The organism is Curtobacterium flaccumfaciens, from assembly GCF_051548005.1.
Lineage (GTDB): Bacteria > Actinomycetota > Actinomycetes > Actinomycetales > Microbacteriaceae > Curtobacterium.
Genome location: NZ_JBPUGH010000101.1, coordinates 1 through 12780 on the forward strand (window position 1 = coordinate 1; position 12780 = coordinate 12780).

At 72.1% G+C, this 12780-nt stretch carries 13 protein-coding genes and 2 tRNA genes; 2 read left to right on the top strand and 13 right to left on the bottom strand.

The features are described 5' to 3' along the window. Positions 1–156: 156 nt before the first annotated feature. The 3 genes from ACSW7Y_RS12015 to ACSW7Y_RS12025 are packed head-to-tail and all read right to left on the bottom strand — an operon-like array spanning position 157 to position 1564. The gene (locus ACSW7Y_RS12015) at positions 157–762 is read right to left on the bottom strand and encodes a histidine phosphatase family protein (protein ID WP_438126513.1); all 606 of its coding nucleotides are present in this window, start codon (positions 760–762) and stop codon (positions 157–159) included. Continuing rightward, positions 759–1133 (bottom strand): fluoride efflux transporter CrcB, encoded by a 375-nt coding sequence (gene crcB / locus ACSW7Y_RS12020; RefSeq protein ID WP_438126514.1) that lies wholly within the window; start codon positions 1131–1133, stop codon positions 759–761. The genes ACSW7Y_RS12015 and crcB overlap by 4 nt, the downstream gene beginning before the upstream one ends. Beyond that, positions 1130–1564: a fluoride efflux transporter FluC gene (locus ACSW7Y_RS12025; protein ID WP_438126515.1), complete on the bottom strand. Its 435-nt coding sequence runs from the start codon at positions 1562–1564 to the stop codon at positions 1130–1132. The genes crcB and ACSW7Y_RS12025 overlap by 4 nt, the downstream gene beginning before the upstream one ends. A 164-nt stretch (positions 1565–1728) precedes the next feature. Here ACSW7Y_RS12025 and ACSW7Y_RS12030 point away from each other — a divergent pair, with 164 nt between their 5' ends. Beyond that, positions 1729–2589 (top strand): ATP-grasp domain-containing protein, encoded by an 861-nt coding sequence (locus ACSW7Y_RS12030; RefSeq protein WP_438126516.1) that lies wholly within the window; start codon positions 1729–1731, stop codon positions 2587–2589. Positions 2590–2601: 12 nt separating this feature from the next. Here the strand turns inward: ACSW7Y_RS12030 and ACSW7Y_RS12035 are convergent, their stop codons facing one another. The 10 genes from ACSW7Y_RS12035 to ACSW7Y_RS12080 form a co-directional block, all read right to left on the bottom strand. Continuing rightward, positions 2602–3009 (bottom strand): RidA family protein, encoded by a 408-nt coding sequence (locus tag ACSW7Y_RS12035; protein WP_438126517.1) that lies wholly within the window; start codon positions 3007–3009, stop codon positions 2602–2604. A 27-nt stretch (positions 3010–3036) separates the two neighbouring features. After that, on the bottom strand, positions 3037–4359 hold the full coding sequence (locus ACSW7Y_RS12040) for a reverse transcriptase family protein (protein WP_438126518.1): 1323 nt from the start codon (positions 4357–4359) through the stop codon (positions 3037–3039). Between the two features lie 359 nt (positions 4360–4718). Next, a tRNA-Glu gene (locus ACSW7Y_RS12045) sits at positions 4719–4794 on the bottom strand. Positions 4795–4851: 57 nt separating this feature from the next. Further along, positions 4852–4927 (bottom strand) — tRNA-Glu (locus ACSW7Y_RS12050). Positions 4928–5159: 232 nt separating this feature from the next. After that, complete coding sequence (locus ACSW7Y_RS12055; RefSeq protein WP_438126519.1) at positions 5160–5795, bottom strand: MBL fold metallo-hydrolase; 636 nt, start codon at positions 5793–5795, stop codon at positions 5160–5162. A 174-nt stretch (positions 5796–5969) separates the two neighbouring features. After that, positions 5970–6971 (bottom strand): LacI family DNA-binding transcriptional regulator, encoded by a 1002-nt coding sequence (locus tag ACSW7Y_RS12060; protein ID WP_438126520.1) that lies wholly within the window; start codon positions 6969–6971, stop codon positions 5970–5972. A 20-nt stretch (positions 6972–6991) separates the two neighbouring features. Continuing rightward, the gene (locus ACSW7Y_RS12065; protein ID WP_438126521.1) at positions 6992–7417 is read right to left on the bottom strand and encodes a hypothetical protein; all 426 of its coding nucleotides are present in this window, start codon (positions 7415–7417) and stop codon (positions 6992–6994) included. A 5-nt stretch (positions 7418–7422) separates the two neighbouring features. Next, positions 7423–8334, bottom strand: a complete 912-nt coding sequence (locus ACSW7Y_RS12070) for a carbohydrate ABC transporter permease (protein ID WP_438126522.1) — start codon at positions 8332–8334, stop codon at positions 7423–7425. After that, positions 8331–9305, bottom strand: coding sequence for a carbohydrate ABC transporter permease (locus ACSW7Y_RS12075; protein WP_438126525.1), 975 nt, complete (start codon positions 9303–9305; stop codon positions 8331–8333). Before ACSW7Y_RS12075 ends, ACSW7Y_RS12070 begins: the two co-directional genes overlap by 4 nt. 229 nt (positions 9306–9534) lie before the next feature. Further along, positions 9535–10821 carry an ABC transporter substrate-binding protein gene (locus tag ACSW7Y_RS12080; RefSeq protein ID WP_438126523.1) on the bottom strand — a complete coding sequence of 429 codons (1287 nt, stop codon included), beginning with the start codon at positions 10819–10821 and terminating at the stop codon, positions 9535–9537. A 325-nt stretch (positions 10822–11146) separates the two neighbouring features. Here ACSW7Y_RS12080 and ACSW7Y_RS12085 point away from each other — a divergent pair, with 325 nt between their 5' ends. After that, positions 11147–12481 carry a glycosyltransferase gene (locus ACSW7Y_RS12085; protein ID WP_438126524.1) on the top strand — a complete coding sequence of 445 codons (1335 nt, stop codon included), beginning with the start codon at positions 11147–11149 and terminating at the stop codon, positions 12479–12481. Positions 12482–12780: the final 299 nt, after the last annotated feature.

Consider the following 12780-nt stretch of genomic DNA (forward strand, 5'->3'; position numbering starts at 1 on the left):
GCGGCACCGTGCGGCTACGCACGGTGCGAGGCGACCAGCCCTGCACACACGGTGCGAGGCCCCGCACACGGTGCAGGCGCGCGCGCCCCGCACCGTGTGTGGAAGCCAGCACCGGAACGCAACCCCCTCGCACGGTGCGAGGTCGATAACCCAGCCTCAGTCGCGCGGCTGGACGTTCCAGGAGTCGATGACGGGTCGGCCGTGCTCGTAGCCGAGCGAGCTCACCGTCGCGGTGCCGAGCTTGAGCACCGCCCCGTCCTGCGGCGCGAGACGGATCCAGGCGGCGCCGAGCGCACGGAGGACGTGCCCGTGCGCGACCACGATCGCGTCGTCCCCCTCGGCGAGCACCGGTCGGACGCGGTTCAGGACGCGCTCGACGCGGACCCGGACCTCGGCCGCGTTCTCACCCGGCGTGTCCCCGGCGGGCACTCCGTCGGTCCAGAGGTCCCACGGCCCGTGGCGCAGCACCTTGATCTGCGGCGTGGTCAGTCCCTCGTACGCGCCGTAGTCCCACTCGTAGAGGTCCTCGTCGAGCTCCGGGTCCACACCGACCAGCTCAGCCGTGCGCCGAGCACGCTGCAGGGGGCTCGACAGCGCGAGCGCGAAGGTGCGGTCCGCGAGGTACCGACCAGCCCGCTCCGCCTGCTCGACGCCGTTCTCGGTGAGCGGGATGTCGGTGCGGCCGGTGTGCTGCCCGCTCTTCGACCAGTCCGTCTCTCCGTGACGGACGAGGACGAGTTCGCCGGGGCGTTCCGAGGTCATGTGTTCCTTCCGATGAGGAGGCCGAGCGCGGCTGCGCCGACCGAGACGACGAGCATCCCGAGGCCGTTCAGGACGGCGAGCCGGGACTTGCCGGATCGGAGGAGCTGCACGGTCTCGACGCTCGCCGTCGAGAACGTCGTGTACCCACCCATCATGCCCGTCCCGAGCACGGCGACCACCGGGAGCGCGAGCGCGCCGGACTGACCGGCCCCCGTGAGGACCCCGAGCACGAACGAGCCGGAGACATTGATGACGAGCGTGCCGAGCGGGAACCCGGTCACCCGCGCCTTCACGGCACCGTCCAGGAGGAAGCGCAGCGCAGCACCGATGCCGCCGCCGACGGCGACGAGCAGCAGTTCGAGCGGGTTCACGAGGGGTCTCCCGCGGGACGGGGCCGCAGGCGCGCGGCGACCCACAGTCCGGCCACGACGGCCGCGAGTCCGAGCACGACCGACAGGAGCGCGTACCCGCTGCCGGCCGCCCAGCGACCGGCGTCGAGCAGTTGCGCGGTGTCGTCCGCGAGGGTGCTGTACGTGGTGAAGCCTCCGAGGACACCCGTACCGACGAACAGCCGGAGCGTCCGGCGCCGACCGACGTCCGGGCCGCGATGCGCGAGCGCTTCCAGGAGCAGGCCCAGGCAGAACGCCCCCACGACGTTGATCGCGAGGATCGTCCAGCTGATCCCGGCGCCGGGCGGGAACGCGGCGGCGAGGACGGCACGGACGCCGGTGCCGATCGCACCGCCGGCGGCGACGAGACCGAGGTACCGCCAGCGCAGGTGCGCGGGTCGCTCCGGGGGCATGGCTCTCCTATCGCCGAGCACGCAGCACCGTGGCGCGTGCGACTCATCTCGGGATAGGGACCGTTGGCGGCTCGGCCGCGGTTGGGTCCGGCAGGCCCCACTGCCGGGTCTGACGACGGACCCACTGTAGCGCGGGACACGGCCCGAGCCGACAGACTGGGCGGGTGAGCATCTCCTCCCTGGCCTGGGTCACCACCGCCCCCGCGCGCGGGCTCGACGAGGACGAGGACCTCGCACTCGCGGCCCTCGGCCGCACCGGGGTCGTGGTGGACGTCGTCGACTGGGACGATCTGGACGTGGACTGGTCCGCCTACGACCGGGTCGCCCTGCGGTCCACCTGGGACTACGACGACCGGCTCGACGAGTTCGTCGCGTGGCTGCGCCGGGTGGAGCAGCAGACCGAGCTCGTCAACCCGTTGCCCGCGGTGCTCTGGAGCACCGACAAGCAGTACCTCCGCGAGCTCGACGCCGCAGGGGTCCCGATCACGCCGACCCGCTTCGTCCCGCCCGGCGAGACCCCGGTGTTCCCCGACGGCCGGTTCGTCGTGAAGCCCGCCGTGGGTGCCGGCAGCCGCGGGGCGGCGTCGTACGGCCCGGACCAGCACGCCGCCGCTGCCGCCCACGTCCGGAGCCTGCAGGACGCCGGGCAGGTCGTGCTCGTGCAGCCGTTCGTCGCGTCGGTGCCCCGCGACGGCGAGTGGCCGCTCGTGTTCCTCGGCGGCGCGTACAGCCACGCGGCGAGCAAGCGTGTCGCACTGCCCGAAGCAGCCCTGATCGAGGGACTGTTCGCCGCTGAGGAGAACACCCCGCACGCGGCGAGCGCCGAACAGGTCGAGGTCGCCACGTCGGCGATGGACCTCGTCCGCCAGCGGTTCGGGGTGCTGCCGTACGCGCGGGTCGACCTCGTGCGTGCCGACGACGGGTCCTCGCTGGTGCTGGAGGTCGAGCTGGTCGAGCCGTCGCTCTTCCTGCCCCAGGCCGACACTGCCGCAGCCGACCGGCTCGCCGCCGCGCTCGTCGGCTGACGCGCACCCCGTTCAGTCGACGACGGCCGCGACCGCCTCGATCTCCACCAACTGGTCGTCGTACCCGAGCACCGTGACGCCGAGCAGCGTGCTCGGGACGTCGTGGTCCCCCATCGCCCGACGCACGACCTCCCAGGCGGACACGAGGTCCGCCTGCCGCGACGACGCGACGAGCACACGGGTGCTGATCAGGTCGTCGAGCGTCGCACCGGCCGCGTCGAGCGCCGTCTCCAGGTTCGCGACGCACTGCGCGGCCTGCCCGGCGTGGTCCCCCACCGCCACCGTCCTCCCGACGGCGTCGAGGGGGCAGGCACCGGCGAGGAACACGAGCCGTGCCCCCGCCGGTGCGGTCGCGGCGTACGCGTACTCCGCGACGTCGCTGAGCGCTGCGGACCGGATGAGCTGCACGGCGGAGGGCATGGTCCGACCCTGCCAGGCAGCGCTCGGTCAGCGCCAGTCGATCCGGTCGAACTCCGCGCGCAACCGCGCCGCCCGAGCGGGGTGCGTCTGGCCGACCCAGCCGATCCGACCGAGCAGGTGCGCCCGGAACTCCGGGTGTCCGTCCCGGTTCTGCGACGCCGGACCGGACCGGACGCAGTTGTGCAGGATGGCGTGGAGGCGGTCGACCTCGGCGCGACCGGGCGACGACCGGTCGTTGACGACCACGCCGGTGACCGCCTGCCGGACCCCGCGACGCCGGACCCGGGTCTTGTGGGGGTTCACCTCGTGCCCCTGGTCCCGCACGATCCGCTCGACGCCGGCGACGAAGGCGTCCACACGACCGGCGAGCGCTGATCCCCCGCTGAACGTGAGGTCGTCGGCGTACCGCGTGTACGTCGCTCCCGCCGCCGCGGCCCAGCCTGCGAGCCGGGCGTCGAGGTGTCGGAGGACCAGGTTCGCGAGCGCCGGCGAGGTCGGCGCCCCCTGCGGCAAGTGTGCCTCGGCCAGCGCCCGACGGAGGGCGACCCGTTCGTCGAGCGACCCACCGCCGCCGCTCGGCATCGCGCGCAGGACGTGCGGCGGGACCTCGTGCACACAGAGCCCGGTGAGCACGTGCGCCACCGGCTCGGCGAGCCCGGCGCTCCGGAACACGCCGTACACGCTCGGCGCCCGCACCGTGGCGAAGAACGAGGTGAGGTCCATCGTCACGACGACCTCGGTCCTCACGTGCAGGGCCGCGCCCGTGACGACGCTCCGACCCGGGACGAACCCGTGCGCCGCGTCGTGCACCGGCATGGTCGTCAACAACTCGTCGAGGACGGTGCGCTGCGCCCGGCGGAGCAGGTGCATCGGGGCCTCGAGCAGCCGCGGAGTGCGGCCCGGCCGGACCGTCCACGTGTGCCGGTAGTGGTGCAGCGGGCCATCCGGTTCGGCGTGTCGGTTCCAGCCCTTCGTGTCGGCGAGCCAGAGGAGCCGTCCCACCGTGAGGTCGAGCGCCCGTGCCAGTTCGGGCAGCGTGTCGACGAGCAGCGGCCCTTCGACGTGCCGAGCGGCGCGGACCGGGACGACGGTGCGTGCGAGCACCCGGACAGGTCGCCTCCGGGTCCGGCGTCCGTGCTCGGAGACGAGCCTCGGGGTCCGGACGAGCACCGCGGCGAGCGAGCCCGGAGCGTCGGTCGGGGGTCGCGGGAACGCCTCGAGCGCGGCGACCACGGCAGCGCCGACGAACACGCGCTCGATCCCGACGACGTCGAAGCCCGCTGCGCGCAGCGTCGGCAGGTCCCACGCGTCCGCGGCGAGGAACCCGTCCGCGAGGGCGACCGCGATCACGTGGAGGGGCGTGGCGTTCCCGGGGGACCCGTCGGTGCCTCCGTGCGGCGTCGCGCGCGGAGCGCGCCTGCCCGCTCGGGGCGTGGTGTCCTGCTGAACCTGCGTACCCCGGGGTGACCCCGGAGAGGACGACGTACCGCGTACGTCATCCGCCTCCCCCGGGAACTCCACGCGCTCACCGTACGCGAGACCGGGGACGTCCTGCCCGTGGGTGCGCCACCCCGACGACGGCGGACCCACACAGCAGCGCACCGATGGCGACGCCGGACGCCCACAGCGCTGCCCGGACGACGGCGTGTGTGCACCGCGGCGTCCCGGGAACGACGAACGCCCCGCTCCTGCTGGAGCGGGGCGTTCCGTGGTGACCCCAGCGGGATTCGAACCCGCGTTACCGCCGTGAGAGGGCGACGTACTAGGCCGCTATACGATGGGGCCGTGGTCCGACTCGGGAGCCGAACGCACTCGTTGTCGGACTCGGAGGCTAGCCACCTGTGGTGACCCCAGCGGGATTCGAACCCGCGTTACCGCCGTGAGAGGGCGACGTACTAGGCCGCTATACGATGGGGCCGTTCCGACAACTCGACAAGTATGGCACAGCGCCCGCTCCTCACCAAAACGAGGCGTGTCGCCCGGGTGTGCCGTGCCGAGGGTCCTCGGAGGCCGCCCGACCTCGTGTGGCCGCACGGTCGTGCGGATCGCGCGGTCCGGGTGGCGGGACGACGCCTGGGCCGACCCCGTCGGGTCGCGCCCGACGTGACGGACGGGAGGCGCGCCTCCCGTCCGCCCGTCGGCGAGCGTCGTCAGACGGTCACGGTGTCGCCGGGGGCGATGACCGTCACCTCGCCGCCGGGCTCGACCACCTCGCGCAGGCGGCCGACGTGCATGTCGAGCCCGACGTCGGAGAGCGTCGCCTCGTGGATCGGGTACGCACGCCGAGGGGCGACGGCGGCGACCCAGTCCATGAGCTCACCGATCTTCAGCCACGGGGCCCCGATCGGGGTCGCGAGGACCTCGACCGGGACCGGCGGCACCGTGTAGGCATCGCCGGGGTGGAAGAACCGTCCGTCGACGAGCACGCCGGTGTTGTCGATGACCGGGATGCTCGAGTGGATGACGTTGTGGCGCGTGCCGTGGAACGTGAGGTCGAACGGCCCGACGGTGCGCCCCTCCCCGTCGGTCACGACGTCGACCGCGATGTCGGCGTCGGCGAGCGCGGTGGCGACCCCGGCCGGGCCGATGACGACGGCGCCCGGGTTCGCGGCGAGGATCCGCTGGACCTGCTCGGGCGTGACGTGGTCCGGGTGCGCGTGCGTGACGACGACGCCGACGACGTCCGTCACGTCCACCGCACGCGTGAAGTTCCCCGGGTCGAGGACGAGCCGTGCCCCGTCGCGGGTGAGCACCTGGCAGGCGTGTTCGAGCTTCGTGACCTCCATGCCGCGACCCTACGCGTGCTCCCGGTCGGCGGGGCGGCGGGATGGCGGGGCAGGTGCGCCGGATCGAACCACGGATGCGACGTGGAACCAGGTCCGCACGTCGGTTCGACGTGGGATCCGTGGTTCCACTCCCGCCGCTCACCGCGGCGGCGGCGCTCACCGCGGCGGCGGCGCTCACCGCGGCGGCGCCGTCGTCCCCCGCACCACGAGCTCGGCCGCCGCGGGCGTGGGCGGCCCCGTCGACGATCCCTCCACCTCGGCGAGGACCGCCCGTGCGGCCGTTCGCCCCTGGTCCTCCGGGTCCTGCGCGATCGTCGTCAGGCCGACGGTGGCCCCGTACTCGTGCCCGTCCACACCGATGACCGAGAGGTCCTCCGGCACGCGGAGACCCGCCCGGCTCGCGGCGAGGAGCAGCCCGAGCGCCATCTCGTCCGAGGCGCAGAAGACCGCGGACGGCCGGTCCGTCGGGTCGGCGAGCAGGGCAGCACCCGCCTCGACCCCGCCCGCGAACGAGAAGCGGCCGTCGACCATCCAGGTCGGACGGGGATCGACGCCGGACGAGGCCATCGCGTCGACGAAGCCGTCGTGCCGGAGGTACGGGACCGCGACGTTCATGCCGTCCTCGTCCTGCCCGCCCATGTACGCGATCGCCCGGTGCCCGAGCCCGACGAGGTGCCGGACCGCCAGGTGTGACACGACCGCGTCGTCCACCCCGACGTTCCGCAGTCCGGGAGCCGGTCCGCCGATCACGATCATGGGGTGCCGGGTGAGTTCGAGCTCGGCGCGCTCGGTCTCGTCGAGCACGAGCGACAGCAGCACGAGCGCGTCGACGCGGTGCCGGAGCATCGAGCGCCGGAACGCCCGGTCGCGGTCACCGCCGGGGCCGCCGAGGTTGTAGAGGACGAGGTCGTGGCCGGCCCGCCGGAGCTCCGCGTCGACCCCGCCGAGCGCCTTCACGTAGAACCACCGGTCGATCACCGGGACGACGACGCCCACCGCGCGCTGCCGGCCGGTGGCGAGGCCGGCCGCCGCCGAGCTCGGCACGTACCCGAGCTCGTCGGCGACTCGCCGCACCTGCTGGATCGTCGGGCCGGCCACCGACGGCAGGCCGCGCAGCGCGCGGGAGACGGTCGACTTCGACAGTCCGGTGACGGTGGCGATCTCCTGGATGCCCATGGGTCCGGCCTGGAGGCGCGTCACCCGCCCGCCGGGCGACCAGCGTCCGCCGTGCGGCCGGCCCGGTCCACCGGTGCGGACCGGTCCGCAACGGTCACCCGCGCGACGCGGCTGGTCCGACGCGCGGGGGCTGCGGCCTCGTCCCAGCCGACGTGCGCGTGCCCGTCCGGCGCGCTCCGGGGCGGCGCGGTCCGGGCCGGCGCTGCGCCGATCCCGTCGACCTCGCCGGTGGCGTCGCGGTGCCGACGGAGCACGGACACCCGCCAACGGTCGAGCAGCACGATCGCCACAACGGTCACGAGGAGGGTGAGCGCCCAACCGAGCGCCGGTCGACCGGTCACCTCGCAGAAGACCGTGACACCGAGGAACAGGACACCGAACATCCCGACGAAGCCGATGGCCTCCTCGATGCGGGCGGTCGGACGGGTGGGTCCACGCTGCGCCATCGTCGTCAGCCCTTCACGCCGCCGGCGGTGAGACCCGCCACGATGCGCCGCTGGAACACGAGCACGAGGATGACGAGCGGGATCGTCACGATCGTGCCGGCCGCCATCACCGCCGTGTACGGCTCCTGGTGCGGCTGCGACCCGGCGAAGGACGCGATGGCGACCGTCACCGGCTGGGTGGCGTCGGACGAGAGCTGGGACGAGATGAGGTACTCGTTCCAGGACGAGATGAAGGCCAGGATCGCGGTGGTGAACACGGCCGGTGCGGCGAGCGGGAGGATGATCCGCCGGAACGCTCCGATGCGGGTGCAGCCGTCGATGCGGGCCGCTTCCTCGAGGTCCCACGGCATCTCGCGGAAGAAGCTCGCGAGCGTGTAGACGGTCAGGGGCAGCACGAACGAGATGCTCGGCAGGATCAGGGCCTGGTATGTGCCCATCCACCCGATGTCGGTGAACAGCTGGAACAGCGGCGAGATGAGCGCGACGCCCGGGAACATCGACGCGGCGAGGATCGCACCGGCGATGAGCGACTTGCCCTTGAACTCGAGCCGGGCCAGGGCGTAGGCGGCGCTCGTGCCGACGAGCAGCGCGATGATCGTCACGGTGACGCCGATGAAGAGGCTGTTCAACAGCGCACGACCGAGGTGGTTGCCGAGTGCGGTCGAGAACGCCGTCGTGTAGTTGGCGAACGTGAAGTGCGTGAACCACGGGGTCGGGTCGAAGGTGAACCCGACGTCGCGGAAGCTCGTCACGATCATCCAGTAGAAGGGCAGGAGGCACCACACGGCGATGACGACGGCCTGGACGCCCGTGCGCCACTTCTGGCCGAGGTGCCGCTTGACGCGCACCTGCGACGTGTCGGTCGCACGGTCGCGGCTCCCCGCGAACGAGCGGGGACGGTCGGCTGCGAGGGTCACTTGAGCTCCCCCTTCTGCTGGGCGGCCTGGGTCTGCACGACGTTGGCGCCGAGGAACCGCACGAAGATGAACGCGACGATGAAGATCACCAGGAACGTGATCGTGGAGAGGGCCGATGCGGAGTTGAAGCCCTGCCGGACCTGGTCGACCACGAGGATCGACAGGGTGGTCGTGGCGTTGCCCGAGCCGCCGCCACCGCCGGTGAGGATCGCGGGCAGGTCGTACATGCGCAGGGCGTCGAGCACGCGGAAGAGGATCGCGACCATGAGCGCGGGCTTGACGAGCGGGAGCGTGATGTTCCAGAAGCGCTGGATCGTCGAGGCGCCGTCCATCTTCCCGGCCTCGTAGACCTCCTCCGGGATCAGCTGGAGCCCCGCGAGGATGAGCAGCGCCATGAACGGGGTCGTCTTCCAGGTGTCGGCGATGATGATCGCCCACCGGGAGGCCCACTCGCCGCTCGTCCAGAGGATCTGCTGCCCGAGGACGTGGTTGAGGACGCCGTTCGCGTCGAAGATGAAGTACCAGAGCTTCGCGGTGACGGCGGTCGGGATGGCCCACGGCACGAGGATCGCGGCACGGACGAACGCGCGGCCCTTGAAGTCGCGGTTCATGATGATCGCCATCCACACGCCGATGACGGTCTCGAGCGCGACGGTCACGACGGTGAAGAAGAACGTGTTGCCCATGGACACCCAGAACTGGGAGCCGATGCTGCCGGGCGGGCAGGTGGTGTTGCCGCACTGCTGAGCGAGCCAGTGGACGTAGTTCGTGACGCCGGCGAAGCCGCCCTGCACGAACAGCCCCGTCGCCTTGTCGAGGCCCTGGTCGAGCTGGAACGACTGGATGACGGCGCTGACGACCGGGTAGCCGATGACGACGGCGAGGAGCACGATCGTCGGGCCGATGAGGTACACGGCCCATCGGCCGTGCTCGGCGTTGAGGCCGCCCTTGCGCCGCTTCGGCGGCTCCATCCCCGTCGGGTTGGGGATGGCGGCGGGGATCTCGGTTGCTGCTGACACGTGACGGCCTCCTTGCCGGGGTGTGTCGGGACGCGAGTGGGGGCGGACCGGGCCCACGCCGCCGGTTCCCGGCCGTCGCGGAGCGACGACCGGGCCGTGCCGGTGGGGAGAGGCGCGGTGCGGCTGGCACCGCGCCTCCCGTCCGTCGGTCGTGGCGGCTGGCGGCCGCCACCGATGACGGCTAGTTGCCGCTGCTGGTGGCGGTCTTGAGCGCCGCCTGCATGTCCTTCAGGGCTTCGTCGACGCTCTTCGAGCCCTTCAGGGCCGCGTAGGTGTTGTCCTGGATCGCCTTCGTCACGGCCGGGTAGAACGGCGTGACCGGGCGGGGCTCCGCGGACTCGATCGACTTGAGCAGGGTGGGCAGGTACGGGAGCTTGCTCGTCAGCTCGGAGTCGGTGTACAGGTCACCGACGACCGGGGCGAGGGAGCCCTGCGTCGCGAAGAACTTCTGCGTCTCGTTCGACTCCAGGAACTCCAGGAAGTCGTGCGCGGTCGCCTTGTGCTTCGAGTACACGCTGATCGCGGCGTTGTGGCCACCGAGCGTGGACGCACCGGTGCCGTCCTTGCCGGGGATCGGGGCGATGCCGAAGGTGTCCTTCACCTTCGACGAGCCGTCGGTCTTGGCGAGGCTGTAGACGTACGGCCAGTTGCGCAGGAACAGGAGCTTGCCGTCCTCGAACGCGGTGCGGCCCTGCTCCTCCTGGTACGTGATCGCCTCGGCCGGGATGTTCCCGTCCTTGAACGCGTCGACGAGGTTCTGCAGGCCGGCCTTGGCGTCCGAGGTGTCGACGTCGGGCGAGCCGCTCTTGCTGAGCACCGAGCCGCCGGAGCCGTTGATCGCCTCGGAGGCGTTCACGGTCAGGCCCTCGTACTTCGCGAACTGGCCCGCGTAGCAACCGATGCCCGCCTTCTTCGCGATCGAGCAGTCCTGCATCATCTCGTCCCACGTGGTCGGCGGGGTCTTGACGAGGTCCTTGCGGTAGTAGAGCAGCGCGCCGTCGGACGTCTGCGGAGCCGCGTACAGCGTGTTGTTGTACGTCGCGGTCTTCACGGTCGCCGGGAGGAGCTTCGACGTGTCGATCTTCATCTTGCCGGTGAGCGGCGTCAGCCAACCCTTCGCGGCGAACTCCGCTGTCCAGACCACGTCGACGTCGACCACGTCGTAGTTCTCGTCCTTCGCCTGGAAGTGCTGGACGAGGTCGTCGTGCTGCTGGTCGGCCTGGTCGGACTGCTCCTTGAAGGTGACCTTCTCGTCCGGGTGCGCCTTGTTCCACTTGGCGATCAGCGGGCGGACGACGTTCGAGTTGTCCTTGCCCTGCACGTAGGTGATCGGGCCGCGGCTGTCCTGGCCGTTCTGGGCGTCGCCCGAGTTCGCGGACCCGCCGCTCGAGCAGCCGGTGAGCACGAGCCCGATCGCGGCGATGCCGGCGACCGAGGCGAACCGCACCTTGGCACGTGTTGTCTTCACGGGGTTGTCTCCTCATCGAGATCACCAGGAGCACCGATCGGGTGCGATGACGCTGCCTGGAGCAGGCGGCACTGCCCGCTGACGGAGCAAACTACGCCCAGCTCCGACGTTCCGCAACCGGTTGCATTGGTACCGTGACCTGGTCGTGATGACCTTCCGACGGGAGGTTTCTGCGAAACGACCGAAAGTGCGCGCTCACTTTCCCGTGAATCCTGGGATCGCGTCGTGCGGGGCGATCGGGTGGCGGTGCGGGGTTCCGCACGAACCCCGCCGTCGCCCGTCCGCGCCGTTGTCCGCTGCCCGCAGCGTCCGTAGCGTCCCGCACATGGCCCTGATCTCTCCCGTCACCGTGCCCGGACCGCGTCGGGTCGTCAGCCTCGACCTCGACGCACCGCTCCCGGAGCTCGTCGCCGACGACCGCGGTTCCTCGGCGCTCGTCGTCGGCTACCGCGGCGGCTTCCCGGTGACGACGCTCGACGTCCTCCTCACCGACGACCCGGCGGACGCCCGACGCGCCGTCGAGCCGCTCGTGGCACAGACGGCGGGCGCCGCCGCTGGCGCCGAGGCGTCGGCACCGGTGCCGGACGAGGACCTCCCGCTCATCTCGGTGGTCGTGTCGACGATCGTCGCGCGCATCGAGACCATCACGACGCTCCTGGCCGTCCTCGAGCAGCTCGACTACCCGCGGTACGAGGTCATCATCGTCGACAACCGCGTCAAGGTGCCGGCGGACGACCAGCTCCCCCGGATCCTCGAGGGGCACAACGTCCGCCTCGTCGTCGAGCGCCGCCCGGGCTGCTCGGCCGGCCGGAACGCGGGCGTCGCGGCGGCGAAGGGCGAGGTCATCGCGTTCACCGACGACGACGTCCGGATCAGCCCGCAGTGGCTCCGGATGATCGGCTCCCGGTTCGTCCGCGAGCCCGCGCTGTCCGCGGTCACCGGGCTGATCCTCCCCGAGGAGCTCGCCACGCCCGCGCAGATCTGGTACGAGGCGTACTACGGCGGCTTCAGCGGCGAGCGCACCTTCGAGCCGGTCACGATCGTCCCCGACGACGTCCCCGGTGCGATGCGCAACGCCCGCGCCCGCGCGATCGCACCCGACGGCCGTGTCCTGAAGCACTTCGCCGTGTACGGCATCGGCGGCTACGGAGCCGGCGCGAACTGGGCCGTCCGGACCTCGGCGTTCCGTGCCGCCGGCGGGTTCGACCCCGTGCTCGGCGCCGGTGTCCCCGCGCGCGGTGGTGAGGACCTCGCGATCTTCATCGACATCCTCTGGGGCGGCGGTCGGATCGGCTTCGAGCCGAAGGCCGTCGTGCACCACACGCACCGTGCGGACCTCGAGGGGCTCCACCACCAGCTGCACTCGAACGGCGTCGGATTCACCGCGCTCATGTGCGCGCTCATCGTCAAGGACCGGCGTCACCTGACGGCCCTCACCCGCCTGATGCCGATCGCCGCGAGGGTCAAGCTCAAGCAGCTCGTCACCCGGCTCGCGGGCAAGCGGGACGCGGCGCCGGAGACCGTCACGGAGGCCTCGACCACGAGCATCCCGCGGTCCCTGGCGTACCACGAGTTCCGGGGCTTCCCGGCGGGTCCTGCGGCGTACGTGCGGAGCCGTCGCTTCTGGCGCGACGTCGAGGAGGGGCGCTTCCGCCCCTGAGTCGCCCGGCGCCGGTGTCGCCGTGCGGGAGTGGCGGCGGCTGCGGTGGGCCTCGGTCACCGCTGTCGGACGACACACCCGTCGTCGCACGACAGCGGTGCCGTCGCTCCTGCGCCCGTGCAACACCCCGCGCACGCAACGAACGACTGCGCCGTCGTCGCTCGACAACAGCGGCGTCGCTCCGCAACAGCGGCCGGAGCACCACGCGGCGCCGCTGCCGAACGACACACCCGTCGTCGCACGACAGCGGCGCCGTCGCTCCTGCGCCCGCGCAACACCCCGCGCACGCAACGGACGAC

What these genes read in the sequence shown, in the direction of transcription:
- ACSW7Y_RS12015 (WP_438126513.1), bottom strand. Translation starts at nt 762, where the DNA reads ATGACCTCGGAACGCCCCGGCGAACTCGTCCTCGTCCGTCACGGAGAG.
- ACSW7Y_RS12025 (WP_438126515.1), bottom strand. Translation starts at nt 1,564, where the DNA reads ATGCCCCCGGAGCGACCCGCGCACCTGCGCTGGCGGTACCTCGGTCTC.
- ACSW7Y_RS12035 (WP_438126517.1), bottom strand. Translation starts at nt 3,009, where the DNA reads ATGCCCTCCGCCGTGCAGCTCATCCGGTCCGCAGCGCTCAGCGACGTC.
- ACSW7Y_RS12055 (WP_438126519.1), bottom strand. Translation starts at nt 5,795, where the DNA reads ATGGAGGTCACGAAGCTCGAACACGCCTGCCAGGTGCTCACCCGCGAC.
- ACSW7Y_RS12060 (WP_438126520.1), bottom strand. Translation starts at nt 6,971, where the DNA reads ATGGGCATCCAGGAGATCGCCACCGTCACCGGACTGTCGAAGTCGACC.
- ACSW7Y_RS12065 (WP_438126521.1), bottom strand. Translation starts at nt 7,417, where the DNA reads ATGGCGCAGCGTGGACCCACCCGTCCGACCGCCCGCATCGAGGAGGCC.
- ACSW7Y_RS12075 (WP_438126525.1), bottom strand. Translation starts at nt 9,305, where the DNA reads ATGGAGCCGCCGAAGCGGCGCAAGGGCGGCCTCAACGCCGAGCACGGC.
- ACSW7Y_RS12085 (WP_438126524.1), top strand. Translation starts at nt 11,147, where the DNA reads ATGGCCCTGATCTCTCCCGTCACCGTGCCCGGACCGCGTCGGGTCGTC.